The sequence below is a fragment of the Pseudomonas sp. GM25 genome, assembly GCF_000282255.1.
In the GTDB taxonomy this organism is placed as follows: domain Bacteria; phylum Pseudomonadota; class Gammaproteobacteria; order Pseudomonadales; family Pseudomonadaceae; genus Aquipseudomonas; species Aquipseudomonas aphyarum.
In genome coordinates, this window is sequence record NZ_AKJQ01000003.1 from 91,066 (window position 1) to 109,935 (window position 18,870).

Sequence of the window (18,870 nt, forward strand, 5' to 3'; positions counted from 1 at the left end):
TAGGATTCAGAGACATCCTCGCGTTTGGCGATCCGGGAGCTGGCACGTATGATGCTTCACAAACTTCCGCAGATTAGAAGCCTATGTCCCTGATAGTTCTACTGCTTCTGCCTTTTCTGGGCAGCTGTCTGGCAGCCGTGCTGCCGCACAACGCACGTAACGCCGAATCCCTGCTGGCAGGTCTGGTCGCACTGATCGGCACTGTCTCGGTCGCGCTGCTGTACCCGCAGATCGCCCACGGCGGCGTGATTCGCGAAGAATTCACATGGCTGCCCAGCCTGGGTCTGAACTTCGTCCTGCGCATGGATGGCTTCGCCTGGCTGTTCTCGATGCTGGTGCTGGGCATCGGCACCCTCGTTTCTTTATATGCCCGTTATTACATGTCGCCGGACGATCCGGTGCCGCGTTTCTTCGCGTTCTTTCTGGCGTTCATGGGCGCCATGCTCGGCCTGGTGATCTCCGGCAACCTGATCCAGATCGTGTTCTTCTGGGAGCTGACCAGCCTCTTCTCGTTCCTGTTGATCGGCTACTGGCACCACCGCCACGACGCGCGCCGCGGCGCCTACATGGCATTGATGGTCACCGGTGCCGGGGGATTGTGCCTGCTGGCGGGGGTCATGATCCTCGGCCATGTCGTCGGCAGCTATGACCTGGACAAGGTCCTGGCCGCCGGCGATCTGATTCGCGCACATGCCCTCTACCCCATCCTGCTTCCCCTCATTCTTATCGGCGCCCTCAGCAAAAGCGCCCAGTTCCCCTTCCACTTCTGGCTGCCGCACGCAATGGCGGCGCCCACACCGGTTTCGGCGTACCTGCACTCGGCGACCATGGTCAAGGCCGGGGTTTTCCTGCTGGCCCGGCTGTGGCCGTCGCTGTCCGGCAGCGAAGAATGGTTCTACATCGTCAGCGGCGCCGGCGCCGCCACGCTGTTGCTCGGCGCGTACTGCGCGATGTTCCAGAACGACCTCAAGGGACTGCTGGCCTACTCGACCATCAGCCATCTCGGTCTGATCACGCTGCTGCTGGGCCTGAACAGTCCGCTGGCTGCCGTCGCGGCGGTGTTCCACATTCTCAACCACGCGACCTTCAAGGCTTCGCTGTTCATGGCCGCCGGGATCATCGACCACGAAAGCGGCACCCGCGACATCCGCAAGCTCAACGGCCTGTTCAAACTGATTCCGTTCACCGCCACTCTGGCGATGGTCGCCAGTGCGTCCATGGCCGGCGTACCGCTGCTCAACGGTTTCCTGTCGAAAGAAATGTTCTTCGCCGAAACCGTATTCATCAACGCCACCGCTTGGGTGGAAGCCGCATTGCCAATCGTGGCAACCATCGCCGGCACGTTCAGCGTGGCGTACTCGCTGCGCTTCACCGTCGACGTGTTCTTCGGCCCGACTGCCACCGACCTGCCGCACACCCCGCACGAACCGCCGCGCTGGATGCGTGCGCCGGTCGAGTTGCTGGTCTTCACCTGTTTGCTGGTGGGGATTTTCCCGGCCCAGGTTGTAGGCCCGTTGCTGGCCGCTGCCGCATTGCCGGTGGTGGGTGGCGTGCTGCCGGAATACAGCCTGGCGATCTGGCACGGCCTCAATGCACCGATGATCATGAGCCTGATCGCCATGTCAGGCGGCATCGTGGTCTATCTGCTGCTGCGCAATCAGCTAAAGCGCGGTCGTTTCAAATTCCCGCCACTGGTGGGCCGTTTCAACGGCAAGCGCCTGTTCGAGCGCAGTCTGGTAGCGATGATGCGTCTGGCCCGACGGCTGGAGCGGCGGATCGGCACCAAGCGTCTGCAAACCCAGCTGTTCCTGATGGTATTGGCAGCGGTGCTGGCCGGCCTGATCCCGATGCTGCACAGCAGCCTGAGCTGGGGCGACCGGCCGAAGATCCCGGGCTCGATCGTGTTCGTGACCCTGTGGCTGCTGGCAATCGCCTGCGCCCTCGGCGCCGCGTGGCAAGCCAAGTATCACCGTCTCGCCGCCCTGACCATGGTCAGCGTCTGCGGGCTGATGACCTGCGTAACCTTCGTCTGGTTCTCGGCGCCGGATCTGGCCCTGACGCAACTGGTGGTCGAAGTGGTGACCACGGTGCTGATCCTGCTCGGCCTGCGCTGGCTGCCACGACGGATCGAAGAGGTTTCGCCGCTGCCAAGCAGCCTGCGCAAGGCGCGGGTACGGCGTCTGCGCGACTTGCTGCTGTCGATCGCCGTCGGTGGCGGCATGGCGCTGCTGTCCTACGCGATGCTGACCCGGCAGACGCCGAACGACATTTCCTCGTTCTACCTGAGCCGTGCCCTGCCCGAGGGCGGCGGCAGCAACGTGGTCAACGTGATGCTGGTGGATTTCCGTGGTTTCGACACCCTTGGCGAAATCACCGTTCTGGCCGCCGTGGCGCTGACCGTGTTCGCCCTGCTGCGTCGCTTCCGCCCACCGAAAGAAAGCCTGCAACTGCCGGCCCAGCAGCGCTTGCTCGCCCCCGACGTGGTCACCGATCTGGTCAACCCGCGCTCGGCCAGCGACACCGCGCTCGGTTTCATGATGGTGCCGGCGGTGCTGGTGCGCCTGCTGCTGCCGATTGCGCTGGTGGTGTCGTTCTATCTGTTCATGCGCGGGCACAACCAGCCAGGTGGCGGCTTCGTCGCCGGTCTGGTGATGTCGGTGGCGTTCATCCTGCAATACATGGTCGCCGGCACCCAGTGGGTCGAGGCGCAAATGAGCCTGCGACCGCTGCGCTGGATGGGCACCGGCCTGCTGTTCGCCACCGTCACCGGCCTCGGGGCGATGGCGGTAGGCTATCCGTTCCTCACCACCCACACCTGGCATTTCAGCTTGCCACTGCTGGGTGACATCCATATCGCCAGCGCGCTGTTCTTCGATATCGGCGTGTACGCCGTGGTGGTCGGCTCGACCTTGCTGATCCTCACCGCCCTCGCCCACCAATCGGTCCGGGGCCACAAAACCGCTGCCGCAAAAGGAGCCGTCTGATGGAAGAAGTCATCGCAATCGCCATCGGCGTCCTCGCCGCGTCCGGGGTCTGGCTGATCCTGCGGCCACGGACCTTCCAGGTGGTGATGGGCCTGTGCCTGCTGTCCTACGGCGTCAATCTGTTCATCTTCAGCATGGGCAGCCTGTTCATCGGCAAGGAGCCGATCATCAAGGACGGCGTGCCGCAGGATCTGCTCAATTACACCGACCCGCTGCCACAGGCGCTGGTGCTGACGGCCATCGTCATCAGCTTCGCCATGACCGCATTGTTCCTGGTGGTGCTGCTGGCCTCACGGGGCCTGACCGGCACCGACCACGTTGACGGAAGGGAGCCCAAGGAATGACGGCGATGACTCACCTGATCGCCGCACCGATCCTGCTGCCGCTGCTGACTGCCGCCATCATGCTGATGCTCGGCGAGAAACACCGACCGCTAAAGGCGAAAATCAACCTGTTCTCCAGCCTCCTGGGCCTCGGCATCTCGGTGATGCTGCTGCAATGGACCCAGACCACCGGCGTGCCCGGATCCATCGGCGTCTACCTGCCGGGCAACTGGCAGGTACCGTTCGGCATCGTGCTGGTGGTCGATCGTCTGTCGGCGCTGATGCTGGTGCTGACCGGAATCATCGGCGTCAGCGCCCTGCTGTTCGCCATGGCCCGCTGGGACGGCGCCGGGTCGAGCTTCCACGCGTTGTTCCAGATTCAGTTGATGGGCCTTTACGGCGCATTCCTGACGGCGGACCTATTCAACCTGTTCGTATTCTTCGAGGTGCTGCTCGCTGCATCCTACGGCCTGTTGCTTCATGGTTCGGGTCGGGCGCGGGTGTCGTCGGGGCTGCATTACATTTCGATCAACCTGCTGGCGTCGTCGCTGTTCCTGATCGGCGCGGCGTTGATCTACGGTGTGACCGGCACCCTGAACATGGCAGATCTGGCCCTGAAGATCCCGCTGGTGCCGGAAGCAGACCGTGGCCTGCTGCACGCCGGCGCGGGGATTCTGGCCGTGGCGTTCCTGGCCAAGGCCGGCATGTGGCCGCTGAATTTCTGGCTGGTGCCGGCCTACTCGTCGGCCAGCGCGCCGGTGGCGGCGATGTTCGCGATCATGACCAAGGTCGGCGTCTACACTCTTTTACGTCTGTGGACGCTGCTGTTCTCGGGCCAGGCCGGTGCTTCGGCGTATTTTGGCGGCGACTGGCTGATCTACGGCGGCATGGCCACCATGGCCGGCGCAGGCGTGGCGATCATTGCCGCGCAACGTCTGGAACGCATGGCCAGCCTGAGCATTCTGGTGTCCGCGGGGATTCTGCTGTCGGCCGTGGGTTTCGCCCAGCCGAACCTGATCGGCGCCGCGCTGTTCTATCTGGTCAGCTCGACCCTGGCGTTGAGCGCGCTGTTCCTGCTCGCCGAGTTGATCGAGCGTTCGCGCACCGCCATCGAAGTGCCGCTGGAAGACGAAAACGAACTGCTACCGCGTCCGCAGGAGTGGCAGCGTCCGGTCAAGGGCATCAACCTCGACGACGAGCAGAAAGCCGTGGTCGGTCAGGTGATTCCATGGACCATGGCGTTCCTCGGTCTGAGCTTCATTGCCTGCGCGCTGCTGATCATTGGCATGCCACCACTGTCCGGTTTCATCGGCAAGCTGAGCCTGATCGGCGCCCTGCTCAATCCACTGGGCCTCGGCGCCGGCGAACCGATCTCGAATGCCGCCTGGGCGTTGCTGGCCTTGCTGATCCTTACCGGCCTCGGCTCGTTGATGGCGTTCTCGCGCCTGGGGATCCAGCGCTTCTGGTCGCCAGAGGAGCGACCATCGCCGCTGCTGCGCAAACTGGAATGCACGCCGATTTTCCTGCTGCTCGGCCTGAGCATCGCGCTGACCTTCAAGGCTGAACCGCTGCTGCGTTACACCCAGGCAGCGGCAGATGCCCTGAACAATCCGCAGCAATACGTGATGGCGGTGCTCGGCACCCGCGCCGTGCCCAGCCCGGAAGCCAAGGCTGCGCAGCTGGAGGTGCAACCATGAAGCGCCTGTTTCCTGCTCCGTGGTTGTCGCTTGCGCTGTGGTTGCTGTGGCTGGTGCTGAACCTGTCGGTCAGCCCGGGCAACCTGCTGCTGGGTGCCGTACTCGGTTTCTGTGCCCCGCTGATGATGCGCAAACTGCGTCCGCAACGGATTCACATCCGCCGCCCGGGCACGATCCTGCGATTGTTTCTGCTGGTCGGGCGTGACGTGATCGTCTCGAACCTGCAGGTGGCCTGGGGCGTACTCAACGCCGGGCGCCGCCCGCTTCGTTCACGCTTCATCAAGGTGCCGCTGGACCTTCGCGATGCCAACGGTCTGGCGGCGCTGTCGATGATCTGTACGGTCGTGCCCGGCACGGTGTGGTCGGAGCTGGCGCTGGATCGCAGCATTCTGTTGCTGCACGTCTGGGATCTGGATGACGAGGCGCAGTTCATCCAGCACTTCAAGGTCACTTACGAGCGGCCGTTGATGGAGATTTTCGAATGAGCCCGCTGCTGTCGAACGCGATTCTGCTGACGCTGTTCCTGTTTTCCCTGGCCATGGTCCTCACGCTGGTGCGCCTGTTCAAAGGCCCGTCGGCGCAGGACCGGGTACTGGCGCTGGATTACCTGTACATCGTCGCCATGCTGATGATGCTGACCCTGGGGATTCGCTACTCCAGTGACACCTACTTCGAAGCGGCGCTGCTGATCGCACTGTTCGGCTTCGTCGGCTCGTTTGCCCTGGCGAAATTCCTCCTGCGTGGCGAGGTGATCGAATGAACGCTGAACTGTCTCTCTGGGTGGAAATCCCGGTGGCGATCCTGCTGGTACTCAGCGGCGTGTTCGCCCTGATCGGCGCGACCGGCCTGCTTCGGATGAAGGATTACTTCCAGCGCATGCACCCGCCGGCACTGGCCTCGACCCTCGGCGCGTGGTGCGTGGCACTGGCGTCGATCATCTGTTTTTCCGCGCTCAAGTCCGGGCCGGTGCTACACGCATGGCTGATCCCGATTCTGCTGTCGATCACCGTGCCGGTGACCACCTTGCTCTTGGCGCGGGCAGCGTTGTTCCGCAAGCGTATGGCTGGGGATGATGTGCCGGCCGAGGTCAGCAGCCGGCGTACTGAAACTGGCAGCTAGATCCAGGCGACAGCCAACAGCCCGGCTCCCAATATCAGACACAGCGGTGAGTAAACCCAAGTGTCGAGCCGGGCGAACCGCGATCCCTTCACTTCCTTGAAAAACCCCACCAGCTCCGAATCGCCGATCGCCCGCGCAAACATAAGCAGCGCAATCGCGCTGATCACCCATTGCAGCGCCCAGTGATGCACGGCGGGCAGCCACCACCCCACTCGCATACACACCAGTGCGGCAATCAGTAGCAGGGCTGCCGCCACCACCAGCGTGATCCAGCCTGACGGCTTGAACGCCGGCCTGAGCGTCAGCCCGCCGTTGTCCACCGGAACCTGCGGCACCACCGCCACAGCCGCCCACTGTCCACCCATCGCCCAGTACACATGCATCAGGCTGATCACCGCAAAAATCGTCACCAGCCATTGAGCCAACACAAAGGTCATGGTCGAGAATCCTTTCAAGGGATTTGAACAAAACATCCTAGTCGGCATTTTTCCATGTGCACGACCGGTCGGCGGTGCGGTAAAGTGCCGCCCCATGAAATTCACCCGTACCGATCGCTCACTGCTGGCCTGGATGCTCTATTGCTGCGTCCTGTTCAACGTGTTCGCCTGCAGCATCGGTCACGGACAAATGGTCGGCATGCAGCTCAACGGTATCGGCGGCCAGTTCTGCGCCGTCGACCCGAGCACCCAGGCTCCGCTCGCGTCGAATCCCGCCGAAGAAAAACTGCCGACCCTGGCCAAGGCCTTCAGTTGTCCGCTCTGCTCCACCGGCGGCATGGGCCCGGCGTTCAACTCCAGTCTGACCCTGGCGATCCTGCCGGAACAACACAGCCCGCCGCTGCCGGTCATCGTCAGCGCCGACCTCCCTGCCCGCTTCATCTGGCCTTCGGCCAACCCTCGCGCCCCGCCGCTCGCCTGAGTGTCCTTGCCTTTTTGATTTGTCAGCCCACTGCGCCAACGCGCGGCGTTCGCCTGTGCGCTGACTCCTAGACAAGCATTCAGGATTCAATCGATGAAACAACTTACCTTGCTGGCGAGCCTGTGCGGCTGCCTGTCCGTCAACGTCTGGGCGCAATCCACCGTGGATCTGGCGCCGATCACCATTGACGGCGAATCCGGTGCCGAGCCTGGCCTGAGCCTTGACCAGTCCAGCGGCATGGCCTCGCGCCTCGGCCTCAGCGTGCGCGACACCCCGGCTTCGGTGGCCATCGCCAACCGCAACGACATCGAACGTCACGGCTCGCAAAACTTTCAGGACGCGGCCAACACCTTGCCGGGGGTGAACGCCAGTGCGCCGCCGGGCTTTGGCGGATTCGTCTCCTATCGCGGTTTCACCAGCAGCCAGATCACCCAGATGTTCAACGGTGTAAACGTTTCCGGCGGACTGGCGCGGCCCGTGGATTCGTGGATTTATGACCGGGTGGAACTGGTCGGCGGCCCGTCATCGCTGATCAACGGCGCCGGCTCGGTCGGTGGCTCGCTGAACTACGTGACCAAACTGGCCACCCGCGACGAGCAAGCGATCGAAGGCCGAGTCAGTTATGGCACCTACGACACCACCGAAACCGCGTTCGGCCTCAACCACGCGCTGACCGACCCCGGCGCCGACGTGCAGCATTACGCGCGTCTCGACGTCAGTCACAACACCAGCAACGGCTACATCGACCGCCAGGAACGCGATGCCTGGAGTGTGGCGTTCTCTTTGCTCAGCGACCTGACGCCAAACCTGTCGCACACCCTGGCCCTGGAATATCAGGATGAACACGAAGACAGCCCGTACTGGGGCACACCGGTGCTCAACCCCAAGGCCGGCGAGTTGAAGATCGACAAGCACAACCGCTTCAACAACTACAACGTCGAGGACGGCCGCTACGAGCAGCGGACGATCTGGGTGCGCTCGATCATCGACTACCGGATCAACGACAGCACCACCCTGCGCAACACCCTCTATCACCTCGACAGCCAGCGCGATTACCGCAACCTGGAAACCTATCAATACAACGCCGACAACAGTGCGGTGAACCGCTCCACTGCGTATCAGGTTCGACACCAGGGCGAGCAGAATGGCAACCAGTTCGAACTGCGCCACGACAACACCCTGTTCGGCCTCGACACCACCTGGTCCGGCGGTTTCGAGTACAAGGTCAATCAGACCACCAACTCGCCGCTGAACGTCAAAGGCGCCAGCACGGTGAACCCGAACAACTACCGACCGGGGCATTTCTATGACATCCCCGGAACGATGCCGGGTTTTGTCAGCGACAAGACCAACGAAGTCACCACCAAAGCGCTGTTTGCCGAAAACCGCCTGGCACTGACCGACAAGCTTTCGTTGCTCACCGGCCTGCGCTACGACGACATCGACCTCGACGTGACCAACCATCGCACGGTGACCGCGAGCAACCCGCGCCATCTCAAACGCAGCTGGGAGCCGGTCACCGGGCGCGTCGGCCTGACGTATCAGTTCATTCCGTCAGCCAATGTGTACGTGCAATACAGCACCGCCGCCGAGCAGCCCAATGGCACCCAGGACTTCGATGTCTCGACCGGCAAGCAATGGGAAATCGGCAGCAAGTTTGACTATCTGAACGGGCGCGGCTCGGCGACGGTGGCCGCCTACACCATTGAGCGCAAGGACTTCGCGGTGACGGATCCACTGGATCCGACCAGCAGCATTCCGGTCGGCCAGCAGACTTCGAAGGGCATCGAGATTGCCAGCTCGTTGCGGATCACCGACAAGTTGCTGGCCGAAGGCAACTTCGCCTGGGTCGATGCGCAATACGACGAGTTCAACGAGAAAAACGCCGCCGGTGTGGTGGTTTCCCGCAAGGGCAACACACCGACCAACGTGCCGGACCGGGTCGGCAATCTGTGGCTGACCTACGATTTCTCGCCGCAATGGCAAGGTGGGGTCGATGCTCGGTATGTGGCATCGGTGTTCGCCGACACGGCCAACACCATGACCGTGCCGTCGTACACACTATTTGGCAGCTTCCTCAGCTACAAGGTGGATTCGCACACCACCGTGACCGGGCGGGTGCGCAACCTGACGAATGAGGTGTACGCCGAGTTCGCCCATGTGTCGCCGGCGTATTACCTCGGTACACCGCGCACATTCGAGCTGGCTGTGCAGACGCGGTTCTGATTCAACTCGGCGAGGGCCTGGCGCCCTCGCCACATCGCTACAGACCTGCCTGAACCTTCTGCGCCACATCCTTCGGCAACCATCCCTGCCACACATCCGGATGCGCCTTCATGAACGCCACCGCTGCGTCACGAGGCGCCGTGTGTTTCTCGCTCATCTCGGCCAGCGCCTTGTTCAGGTCATCAATCGGAAAATCGACCTTGCTGAAGAACTCGGCAATCTGCGGATACTGCTTCTGGAACGGTGTGGACACCCCGATCGACAGCTTCGAGGCCAGTGAACGGGTCGGTTTCGGATTGGGATTATCGGCGTCGGTCAGGGTCTTCCAGGCCTCGGCATCGAACGGCGGTTCTTCCAGTTGAACCAGTTTGAACTTGCCGAGCAAAGGCGTCGGCGACCAATAATAGAACAGCACCGGCTTACCCCGACGGATCGATGAACTGATCTCGGCATCGAGTGCCGCACCGGAACCGCTGCGGAAATTGACGAAATCGTCCTGCAAGCCATAAGCCGTGAGCTTCTGCTTGTTCACCACCTCCGACGTCCAGCCGATCGGGCTGTTGAGGAACCGGCCCTTGCTCGGGGTTTCCGGATCCTTGAACACGTCCTTGTACTTCTTCAGATCGCTGACACTGCGCAGGTCTGGCGCCAGTGGCTTGATGCCCTTCGCCGGGTCGCCCTTGATCACGTATTCCGGCACCCACCAGCCTTCGGTGGCGCCTTTGACCGTGTCGCCCAGGCTGGCGACCTTGCCTTCGGCCTCGGCCTTGACCCATACCGGGCTGCGTCCGGCCCACTCTTCGCCGATGACCTGAATGTCATTGTTGGCCAGCGCGGTCTCAAGGGTGATGGTGGTTCCCGGCAAGGTGTCGGTCGGCAGGCCGTAGCCCTTCTCGACGATGATGCGCAGGACATCGGTGATCAGGCTGCCGCTTTCCCAGTTCAGGTCGGCAAAGTGGATCGGCGCCTGTGCCACGCTCACCGCAGGCACCGCCGTCATCAAGCCGAAGGTGGTCAGGCCAGCGGCCAGCAACCGTCGAAATCCGTTCATGCTTTTGCACCTCGTGCTGTTCACAGCAATAGCAGGATGGCCTGACAGAAGACCGCAAGCCTCTGAATACTCAGTCAACTGACTGTAGACGAGGTTCCTGCTTTTTCAGGGGCATGACACGGACAAGGCTACTTTTCAGAAATTTCCTGCAGGCTCTTCAGCTCGCGTCTGACCATGCTGGCGTATTCCGCAGGCTGCAGGGCATAGATCTGCGAGGCGACCCAACCCAGCCAGGCGCCCTGCAATTCAGCCTTTGCCGTGAACAATCGACGTGCTTCTTCGCGGGCGCTGTCGAGGTTCTGCAAATGGAAATCGGCGCGGCTCACTCGCTGGCCTTGAACGTCACCAGTTCGCCCTTGCGCCACTTGGCGGCTTTGGCGGTGACGGCTTTCAGGGTTTTGGTCAGGCCTTCCTGCAGTTGTTCATTGGCGGCGAACACGGTAACCGCGCTGTGGCCTTCCTTGAACACGATGGCATGGCCGTCGGCCGTGGTGACAAACGCGTAGTCGCCCAGACCGTAGACCGTCATTTTGATTTCGCGAAAACGGATGTCCATCTTGCCGCCTTCACGGCTCGGCAGCACCGACGCGCTGAAATGATCGCCGACCTTGAGTTTGAGGCCAGGTTTGTCATCGACCACCAATGCGCTTTCGGTGTCGATCTCGGCAACGTAAATGCCTTCGGCGTTCTGCTCGGTGATGTAAACAAAACGCGATTGAAACTGCTTGACCAGCTTTGCCCGCAAATCACCCAGCACGAACAAAGCATGCATATCGAGGTTACTGACTGCCAAAGAAACATCCCCACACTTGAAAAGAGTGCCGTACGCGAAAAGCGCGCACGGCAGAAAAAGTCGGCCAGGCCGAAGGTGTTGCGCGATGACTCGAATATACGCCTGAGCGAGCGAAGTGCTCATTCAACGCGAGTTGCACAAGACTACTGGAATGCCACTCGCGAAACCTGCAAAGACGTTCTCCAAATGTTGAAGGAAAACGCGTCACGGCCGGCCAGAGAAAACTGACTACGAACTTTAGGGAAAAAACTCACCAAGAAAATCACTTTTCCGACATATCGCACGCAAAAAATTGCTTTAGATAGCGCCATGCCGTCAACAGGTGTTGGCGATTCTAGAGCAGCGATGCTGTTCGCGACTACCCGCAACACCCTGTAAATGCGGGTCAATCCATGAAAAGGACTTCATATGTGCACTATGACGCATTTTGCCGTGACTCACGAACCCGCCTTTGCCTTGAACGCTCCAGTGTTCGAGACAGCTCCTACAATCGAGTCTTGCGGTCAGGCACCTTTGTTTCAGGTGATCCCGGCGGGCAACGGCTTTTTCCATATCAGGGAAAAGTCGACGGGTCTTGTCAGAGGTTTCCGCGAGAATCACAACGCCGCCTGCGCCCTCGCCCGTTCACTGGAATCGCGAATCGAACTCCTGGCCAGCGAGCACCTCAGATAAAGAGAGTGACAGACCCCGCCATCCTTCAAGGAGCACACCATGGAACTGCCTGCTTACAACCTGACAACCCTGTTCGATCAATTAGGGCTGCCTTCGGAGGAAACGGCGATCGACGACTTCATCGAAGCCCATCCGCTGGAAGCCGGTACCAAACTGATCGACGCCGAATTCTGGAGCCCGCAGCAGGCGCAATTGCTCAAGGAATGGCTGCGTGCTGATGGTGAAGAAGCGGTGATGGTCGATGAACTTAACGTGCGCCTGCACCGGGGCAAATGATTTCAATCAGTGCAGGCTGTCTCCGGCTCCGGCGCCCAATTGCGCGAGCCACGCCGCCCTGCACTCCTCGGCTTCGTCGCGACTGGCAAAAGCGGTGCCGCGCTGCTCGCCATTGAGCAGCACCACCCAGCAGACACTTTGCCCCATCGCGCGCAGCCCGGCGGGAACACCGCTGCCGATCATCACCGCGACATCGACTCTGCATTGCATGCTGACCTCCCAACTTCATTAGCAACCTAACTATGTAGGCATGTTAATGATCTGGATCAAGAGGAAACAGCGACGCCGCTGCACAGCTTAATTGCAGTTCCGGCAACAATGCCTCAGCGCGGATTTTCGGGTTTGTAGCCCAGACGCAACCCGCCCCAATGCCGGCCCTTGATCATGATCGGCACCGACAAATCATGCATCAGCTCGCCGGTATCGCGGGTGTAAGTCTGCAACAACACCGGTTGCTGATGGCTGCCGCAGCGGATGCCGGTGCGGTCGGCGAATTTGCGTTTGGTGCGATTGTTGACGGTGTCGACCTGTGCATCCCCGGTCAGCGGCTGGCTGAACGCCTGATTGTGGGTCGGCACATAACCCTGCTGCGTACAGGCGATGGCAAACACCAGACCTTCGTGGCGCGGCAACAATGGTTCCTGAATGGCCGGCAGCACCTGATCGGTGTAGCGATCGAAACGGGTCTGGAACTTCGCGGGTTGTGTATCGGGAATCGGCTGATACTGGCGGTCGAACAGGTCTTCAAGGCTGATACGCCCTTGCTCCACATCGGCCTCGAACCGCGCGGCAATCTGACTGGCCCCTTCGCGGGCGAGGTCGTAGATGCGCTGGTGATAGTCATCCAGCCCGACTTCAGCCAGACGTTCGCTGATGGTTTCTGCCTGCCCTTCCATCTGCACGGCCGCCTCGGCCAGGCGCCGGGTCTGTTGGTCGCTGATCGCCAGATCGCTGCGCATCTGCTCGATGGCGGTGAACAGGCTGTCGAGCTGTTCACGATTGGTTTCTGCGCCTCGAGCGATTTCGCCGACCTGGGTTTCCACCCCGGCCGCCAGTCGCGCGATATTTTCCAGGTGCTGACCGGTGTGTTCGACCTGCTCGACACCCGTGTGCAAATCGCCGGAGAGCTGACGAATCTGCTCCACCACCTGCGCCGTGCGTTGCTGGATGTCGGCGACCATCTCGCCCACTTCGCCGGTGGCTGTCGCGGTTCGGGCCGCCAGACCGCGCACTTCATCCGCCACCACCGCAAAACCGCGACCGTGCTCACCGGCCCGGGCCGCTTCGATGGCGGCGTTCAATGCAAGGAGGTTGGTCTGGCTGGCGATGGATTGAATCACCAGCGTCACGCGCTGAATGTCATCACTGCGCTGGCTCAAGGCTTCGATCAGTTCGCGGCTGGCACTGGCGCGCTGGCTGAGCTGATGCATGCGCGAGATCGAATCCACCAGTTCGGTGCGCCCCGCTGCGCTGCTGTGATGGGCTTCGCTGGCAGCGCCCAATGCCTCGCGGCTGAGCTGCGAAGTGGCCTGCTCAGTGGCGATCATGACTTCAGCGTTGTTGACGATCTGCGCGGCGGCGTCGAGTTGCGATTGCAGCTTGCCGGCCAATTCCTTGACGGAAAATGCCACGCCAGCGGCTGACAGCGCGTTATGACTGGTGGTGTAGGAAAGATCGCGAGTCAGCTCGGACATCGCGCTGCTGCTGTCGACAGGTTGCGCATCGGGGACGGCCCGAGAACGCAGGCGCGGCAGCCAGATAATCAGCACCGCCAGCGGCATGCCGACGTACAAGGGCCATTCGCCCAGGCTCATCCCGGCCAGCAACAGCATCAGGGCGATGCTTTGCAGGGTCGGCGTCAGCCAGCGATTCTTCGGCAAAACAACTGGTGCAGGCAGAGCCGCAACCAGAGATCCATCTCTCGTCATTTCGTTACCCCACGCTTGTTCTCATTGTTGTGACTGCATTAAACGCCACTACAACGCCATTATCCATGGTCCGTTAGTCGTGGGTCTGTGGCAGGTCAATGGAATCGTGCGGGGACTTTCCGGCAGACGAGAAAAAGCAAAGATCGCAGCCTTTTGCAGTTCCCGGGGGAGCTGCAAAAGGCTGCGATCTTTTCGCGACGACCCGCATTGAAGGGGTCGCCTCAGGAATCAGGCCTGACGCTGATGCTTGTCGATCTGCTCGTGACGCTCTTGAGCTTCGATGCAGTACTTGGTGGTCGGGCTGATCAGCAGGCGTTTCAGGCCGATCGGCTCGCCGCTGTCGTCGCACCAGCCAAAGCTGTCTTCCTTGATACGCTCAAGGGCCTGCTCGAGTTGCGGCAGCATGCGCTGGTCGCGATCGATCGCGTTTACCAGCCAGGTGCGCTCTTCTTCCACCGATGCGGCGTCCGCCGGGTCAGCCGGGGTGTCCAGGCTTTCGATGGCAATACGGTTCTGCTCAATGCGCTCATGGGTTTCGACTTTCATGTTCTGCAACAGCTCGCTGAAGAAAGCGTGTTGCTCGGCATTCATGTAGTCATCTGCCGGCATGGCCAGCAACTTGTCCTTTGTCATTGATATCTCTATAAAAAAACGTGCATTAAGGCGAATTAGGGAGCGTTCCGGCGAACCGCCTGCGGTCATCGGAAAGGCATCGTTTATTGCAAACGCCACCCGGCACTCAATTTACGAAGGGGCGGCAGTCTAAGGCCCGTTTGAGGCCTCAGCAACTGTAAATACCGGGAATTTGTCCGACAAGGCCCGGAAACTGCTCTGACACAGGCTTCACAGCGCTCATCGGAGTGCGTTTATAGCAAGAAATTCAGTCGAGCGGCTGTATATAGAAGACAAACGTCGGACGAGCGGCGCTTTGTCGCATTTTCTGACGGCAGAATCCCCAAATTTGTACGCGCCAACCAATGCCTCGCACGGGCTGGCGTTGTGCATGAGCAGAAACTCAAGGTTGGCGAATCTGTGGCTGCGGTAGACTTTCCTCCAATAAATCGCGAACGGACTTGGGAAGGAGTTTCGGGTCTACATTTTCCTTGATCAACACCACGACTCTGTCGTTCGATGGTTCCAGTTCTCCGAGGTTCTGTGCAGTTACTGGAGGTGGAAGCAACGACTCAATGCTGTAGTTGATACCCCGGTACCCGATAGCAACCGGCCGAGCAAATGCCTGACGCAAGGTCACACCCAACGCGGAGGACCTGACTACCGACCCCGTAACGCCCGGCAAATCAGGAGCAACTTTGTTCACCCGGTCACGCAGTTGAGAATTGACCTGCTCCAACTCAGCTTCCAACTCGTCGATTCTGGCTTGACTGGTTGTCGACACTGCCGCGGCTGCGGTTTTTACCTCAGGCTGGGGCTTATCAGACTTTTGAGGGTCAGCCGGTTTGGTTTCCTTGTCTTCTTGAGTTTGAACCTTGCCTTCAGCACCAGCACCAGCACCAGCACCAGCATTTGGCTCCTTGCGGAGTTTGAGCAACTGCGCTTCGATGCTTTTCTTCTTGTCACTCAGATCAACCATCGCCATGGTCAATGCCGAGAACGTGGCACTCATGCCCTCCTCAGAAGAAACACTCACATCAATGGCTCGGGCCAGGTATACGTCCGTGATCAAAACCAATACCGACTGCGCCCCCTCAGAACCTCTTCCGCTCGTACTTAATGCCTGCGCGGCCTCCTTTAACATTTGACGATCCTTTATGGTGTAACGCGTCGGCGCCACCTCGTTGAACCGGCGTCGTGCCTCCAGATAGCTCACACCATAGGTCTCCGCCGCCGGAACCGAGTAGGACACGCTGTATTGTGATCGACGTCCCAACCCGATAAGCGCACCGATAGCATTGCTGGTGACATTGACGCCAACATCACTTTCAGCCAGTGAAGCAAAGGTAAATCCTGGGAAAGCTACCAAGCTATTTATCACCCGGTCACGAACCTTCAATGGTAAAACCTTTCTGGTCTGGACAGTACCAATGCCCGTGCCATCATCGTAGGTATCCGAAGACTCGAAGGTCACTGTTGGTGCAGACCGGTACAACTCCTCACTCAGATCGATGTGATCGACGCGGATCGATCCCAACACATAATCGGCAGTCTTGCTTTTCTGGCCTTTCCCAACAGAACGCGCAACAAAAACATCACCGACCTCAAACTGTGCCCGAGGTGGGTATATCGCCTGAATGCCTAATTGCTCTGTATTGGTTGCCCAGTTTTCGGCGACCACGCCGGGAGTCGGTCTCGAGCCACATCCTGTTAATGCGCCCGCCCCTACCAGACACCAAATTAAATAACTGTGCTTGTACATGCTTTAACCCTCCCTTGAGTTTCCATAGCACGCCTTTGCGCATCGATCGCGCGCAGGTCGGCGCCTCAACGATCGAGGGGTCATGGACTACAAGGGAGTAATACAAACGAGTACTGAGTCAGAGGGCCTGAACTCGCTTAACTTTTCCATCCCTGGTCGGTGCTGGCACTTTGACTATAGATCCGGCACAAACCTCCGCAAGGGCCGTCCCGGCCTTTATTTTCGGGTGTTTCATCGGTGATACGCTCAGCAACGACCGTCGACCCGTTGTCACGAGGTAGTCAGCCCACAGACTTTGCCGCTACATTCGTCACCCACATCACCAGATCGTCGCCTCCAGGGAAGTGCACATGAAACTGATCGGAATGCTCGACTCACCCTATGTCCGCCGCGTGGCGATCTCCGCCAAGTGCCTGGGTATTGAACTGGAACACGACCCAGTGTCGGTGTTTCGCCACTTCGAACGTTTCCAGCAGATCAACCCGGTGGTCAAGGCGCCGACCCTGGTGTTCGATGACGGCGAAGTACTGATCGACTCGACCCTGATCCTCGACTACCTCGAAGCCCTGTCCGGCAAAACCCTGCTGCCCACCGACCTGCCGCAACGGGTCAAAGCCCTGCGCCTGATCGGCCTCGGCCTCGCCGCCTGCGAAAAAGCCGTGCAGCTCTACTACGAACGCAACCTGCGCCCGACCGACATCCAGTACCAGCCGTGGGTCGAACGCGTCGAAGGCCAACTCGCCGCCGCCTTCACCGCCCTCGAACACGAACTCGAAAAACACCCGCTGCCCACCGACGGCCCCCTCCAACAGGACGGCATCACCCTCGCCGTCGCCTGGAGCTTCACCGGCCTCGTCGTCCCCGACCAGATCGACGCGGATCGCTTCCCGCGCATCGCCCAATACACCGCGTACGCCGAAAGCACCCAGGCGTTCATCAGCACCCCGATGACCTGACCATGAGCACCACCGAAACCGCCGCCCCGGCCCTCAAAGAAATCTTCAACGCCGAACGCCTGCAACACATCGCCACAGAAATGAGCGCCGTGTACCCGGCATTCAAGGCCAAGGCCTTTCTCAAGCACGCCAACGACGGCCTCGCCGACCTCTCCGTCATGCAACGCATGGCCCGCGTCAGCGAAAGCCTGCATCACGTGCTCCCGCTGGATTACGCAGATTCCCTCGCTGTCCTGTGCGAACTCGCCCCCCGCCTGAACAGCGGCTTCGTCAGCATGTGCCTGCCGCACTACGTCGCGAGCTACGGCGCGCACGCGTTCGATACATCGATGGAAGCCCTGAAGTACTTCACCACCTTCGGTTCCTCCGAATTCGCCATCCGCCACTTCCTGCGCAGCGACCTGGAACGGTCGCTGGAACTGATGCACGACTGGACGCGAGACGAAAACCACCACGTCCGAAGACTCGCCAGCGAAGGCAGCCGCCCTCGCCTGCCGTGGTCCTTTCGACTGGAACCGGTGCAGGCTGATCCGCTGTTGGCTGCGGGGATTCTTGATCGGTTGAAGGCGGATGAGAGTTTGTACGTGCGTAAGTCCGTGGCGAATCATTTGAATGACGTGACGAAAGAACATCCTGAGTGGGTGCTGGATACGGTTGAGGGGTGGTCGCTGGACAACAAACACACGGCGTGGATTGCCAAACATGCTTTGCGGAGTTTGATCAAACAGGGGAATTCTCGAGCGCTCACTGTTATTGGCGCGGGGGCGAAGGCTGAGGTTGAATTGCTGGATGTGAAGGTGGAGCCGGCGGTTGTTCGGCTTGGGGAGACGATTACCTTGTCGTTTACGGTGCGGTCGTTGGTGCCGGTGGAGCAGCGGTTGGTGATTGATTATGCGATTGATTATGTGAAGGCGAATGGCGGGACTTCGGCCAAGGTTTTCAAGTTGAAGGCGTTGGAGTTGGCGGGGTTTGGGAGTGAGGTTGTGGCGCGGCGGCAGGTGATTAAGGATTTCACTACGCGCAAGCATTATGCGGGGGTGCATGCGGTATATGTCGTAGTTAATGGAGAGCGATTAGGGAGTACTGCCGTTGACATCCTCATTTAACAAGTGTGAAAAAACAGTTGTTTAACAGGTAAAAAAGCTAGTGGCGAACGCATCGGGTATGCCCGTTTTTGGCCAGAAGCAAATGGTTACAGGGGGGAAAATTGATCTGCCCCGCTCCTCCTTACCTCATCGGCAAGCAAAGAAACCAGGGATCGCATGGCAACCACTGACTACATCATAACCACATTACTAAATGTCAAATTATGGCCTGATACACTGCGAGATCGAAAAACCATAGATTCGTTTCCGGCTGTTTACGCGCTAACACTTGACCAAAGATTCCCCAGACTAGTTGGCACTTCTAGAGTGCTCTACATTGGACAAACTGGGCAACTCGGAGGAAATTCAGACAGGTCCCGCCTATATGGACACACATATCCATCTGGAAAACATGGTCGATTACTCAGATCAAGGCTAGACCATCTCATCAGCCTCGGACATGAGATC

General features: G+C 60.1%; 20 protein-coding genes. 12 read left to right on the forward strand and 8 right to left on the reverse strand.

All coding sequences use genetic code 11. The annotated features are described in order from the left end of the window. Positions 1 to 83 precede the first annotated feature (83 nt). From PMI24_RS00695 to PMI24_RS00720, 6 genes are read left to right on the forward strand one after another with little or no spacing between them, the layout of a single operon-like run. A complete protein-coding gene (locus PMI24_RS00695; protein ID WP_007950531.1) occupies positions 84 to 2,984 on the forward strand; it encodes a monovalent cation/H+ antiporter subunit A in 2,901 nt (966 codons plus the stop codon). Further along, positions 2,984 to 3,328 (forward strand): Na+/H+ antiporter subunit C, encoded by a 345-nt coding sequence (locus PMI24_RS00700; protein WP_003192163.1) that lies wholly within the window; start codon positions 2,984 to 2,986, stop codon positions 3,326 to 3,328. Before PMI24_RS00695 ends, PMI24_RS00700 begins: the two co-directional genes overlap by 1 nt. Further along, entirely contained in the window at positions 3,325 to 5,004 is a 1,680-nt protein-coding gene (locus PMI24_RS00705; protein ID WP_007950532.1) for a monovalent cation/H+ antiporter subunit D, read from the forward strand. The genes PMI24_RS00700 and PMI24_RS00705 overlap by 4 nt, the downstream gene beginning before the upstream one ends. Then, positions 5,001 to 5,489 carry a Na+/H+ antiporter subunit E gene (locus PMI24_RS00710; protein WP_007950533.1) on the forward strand — a complete coding sequence of 163 codons (489 nt, stop codon included), beginning with the start codon at positions 5,001 to 5,003 and terminating at the stop codon, positions 5,487 to 5,489. Before PMI24_RS00705 ends, PMI24_RS00710 begins: the two co-directional genes overlap by 4 nt. Next, complete coding sequence (locus PMI24_RS00715) at positions 5,486 to 5,764, forward strand: K+/H+ antiporter subunit F (RefSeq protein WP_007910754.1); 279 nt, start codon at positions 5,486 to 5,488, stop codon at positions 5,762 to 5,764. The genes PMI24_RS00710 and PMI24_RS00715 overlap by 4 nt, the downstream gene beginning before the upstream one ends. Then, entirely contained in the window at positions 5,761 to 6,123 is a 363-nt protein-coding gene (locus PMI24_RS00720) for a Na+/H+ antiporter subunit G (protein WP_007950534.1), read from the forward strand. The genes PMI24_RS00715 and PMI24_RS00720 overlap by 4 nt, the downstream gene beginning before the upstream one ends. On the opposite strand, the gene PMI24_RS00725 is transcribed toward PMI24_RS00720, so the two are convergent. Next, positions 6,120 to 6,560: a DUF3995 domain-containing protein gene (locus tag PMI24_RS00725; protein ID WP_007950535.1), complete on the reverse strand. Its 441-nt coding sequence runs from the start codon at positions 6,558 to 6,560 to the stop codon at positions 6,120 to 6,122. The two genes, PMI24_RS00720 and PMI24_RS00725, sit on opposite strands and share 4 nt — an antisense overlap. A 94-nt stretch (positions 6,561 to 6,654) precedes the next feature. Here PMI24_RS00725 and PMI24_RS00730 point away from each other — a divergent pair, with 94 nt between their 5' ends. Together PMI24_RS00730 and PMI24_RS00735 are read left to right on the forward strand one after the other, a co-directional pair. Further along, complete coding sequence (locus tag PMI24_RS00730) at positions 6,655 to 7,041, forward strand: DUF2946 domain-containing protein (RefSeq protein WP_007950537.1); 387 nt, start codon at positions 6,655 to 6,657, stop codon at positions 7,039 to 7,041. Between the two features lie 93 nt (positions 7,042 to 7,134). Further along, a complete protein-coding gene (locus tag PMI24_RS00735) occupies positions 7,135 to 9,267 on the forward strand; it encodes a TonB-dependent receptor (protein ID WP_007950538.1) in 2,133 nt (710 codons plus the stop codon). Between the two features lie 37 nt (positions 9,268 to 9,304). On the opposite strand, the gene PMI24_RS00740 is transcribed toward PMI24_RS00735, so the two are convergent. From PMI24_RS00740 to PMI24_RS00750, 3 genes are all read right to left on the reverse strand, one after another. Next, on the reverse strand, positions 9,305 to 10,318 hold the full coding sequence (locus PMI24_RS00740; protein WP_007950539.1) for an ABC transporter substrate-binding protein: 1,014 nt from the start codon (positions 10,316 to 10,318) through the stop codon (positions 9,305 to 9,307). A gap of 128 nt (positions 10,319 to 10,446) precedes the next feature. Further along, positions 10,447 to 10,644: a hypothetical protein gene (locus tag PMI24_RS00745; protein WP_007950540.1), complete on the reverse strand. Its 198-nt coding sequence runs from the start codon at positions 10,642 to 10,644 to the stop codon at positions 10,447 to 10,449. Beyond that, complete coding sequence (locus PMI24_RS00750; protein WP_007950541.1) at positions 10,641 to 11,111, reverse strand: hypothetical protein; 471 nt, start codon at positions 11,109 to 11,111, stop codon at positions 10,641 to 10,643. The genes PMI24_RS00745 and PMI24_RS00750 overlap by 4 nt, the downstream gene beginning before the upstream one ends. 408 nt (positions 11,112 to 11,519) lie before the next feature. Between PMI24_RS00750 and PMI24_RS29460 the strand changes: the two genes are divergently transcribed. Further along, positions 11,520 to 11,783 carry a hypothetical protein gene (locus PMI24_RS29460; RefSeq protein ID WP_007950542.1) on the forward strand — a complete coding sequence of 88 codons (264 nt, stop codon included), beginning with the start codon at positions 11,520 to 11,522 and terminating at the stop codon, positions 11,781 to 11,783. Between the two features lie 39 nt (positions 11,784 to 11,822). Further along, positions 11,823 to 12,059: a DUF2789 family protein gene (locus PMI24_RS00760; protein ID WP_007950543.1), complete on the forward strand. Its 237-nt coding sequence runs from the start codon at positions 11,823 to 11,825 to the stop codon at positions 12,057 to 12,059. A gap of 6 nt (positions 12,060 to 12,065) precedes the next feature. Here PMI24_RS00760 and PMI24_RS00765 read toward each other — a convergent pair whose 3' ends face one another. The 4 genes from PMI24_RS00765 to PMI24_RS00780 all read right to left on the reverse strand — a co-directional run bounded on the left by PMI24_RS00765 (position 12,066) and on the right by PMI24_RS00780 (position 16,361). Beyond that, positions 12,066 to 12,269 carry a hypothetical protein gene (locus PMI24_RS00765; RefSeq protein WP_007950544.1) on the reverse strand — a complete coding sequence of 68 codons (204 nt, stop codon included), beginning with the start codon at positions 12,267 to 12,269 and terminating at the stop codon, positions 12,066 to 12,068. Positions 12,270 to 12,382: 113 nt separating this feature from the next. Continuing rightward, positions 12,383 to 13,987, reverse strand: a complete 1,605-nt coding sequence (locus PMI24_RS00770; RefSeq protein ID WP_007950545.1) for a methyl-accepting chemotaxis protein — start codon at positions 13,985 to 13,987, stop codon at positions 12,383 to 12,385. A gap of 228 nt (positions 13,988 to 14,215) precedes the next feature. Continuing rightward, on the reverse strand, positions 14,216 to 14,620 hold the full coding sequence (locus PMI24_RS00775; RefSeq protein WP_007935965.1) for a TraR/DksA family transcriptional regulator: 405 nt from the start codon (positions 14,618 to 14,620) through the stop codon (positions 14,216 to 14,218). A 382-nt stretch (positions 14,621 to 15,002) separates the two neighbouring features. Continuing rightward, positions 15,003 to 16,361 carry a hypothetical protein gene (locus PMI24_RS00780; RefSeq protein WP_007950546.1) on the reverse strand — a complete coding sequence of 453 codons (1,359 nt, stop codon included), beginning with the start codon at positions 16,359 to 16,361 and terminating at the stop codon, positions 15,003 to 15,005. A gap of 350 nt (positions 16,362 to 16,711) precedes the next feature. Between PMI24_RS00780 and PMI24_RS00785 the strand changes: the two genes are divergently transcribed. After that, entirely contained in the window at positions 16,712 to 17,317 is a 606-nt protein-coding gene (locus PMI24_RS00785) for a glutathione S-transferase (RefSeq protein ID WP_007950547.1), read from the forward strand. Between the two features lie 2 nt (positions 17,318 to 17,319). After that, entirely contained in the window at positions 17,320 to 18,423 is a 1,104-nt protein-coding gene (locus tag PMI24_RS00790; RefSeq protein WP_007950548.1) for a DNA alkylation repair protein, read from the forward strand. Positions 18,424 to 18,870: the final 447 nt, after the last annotated feature.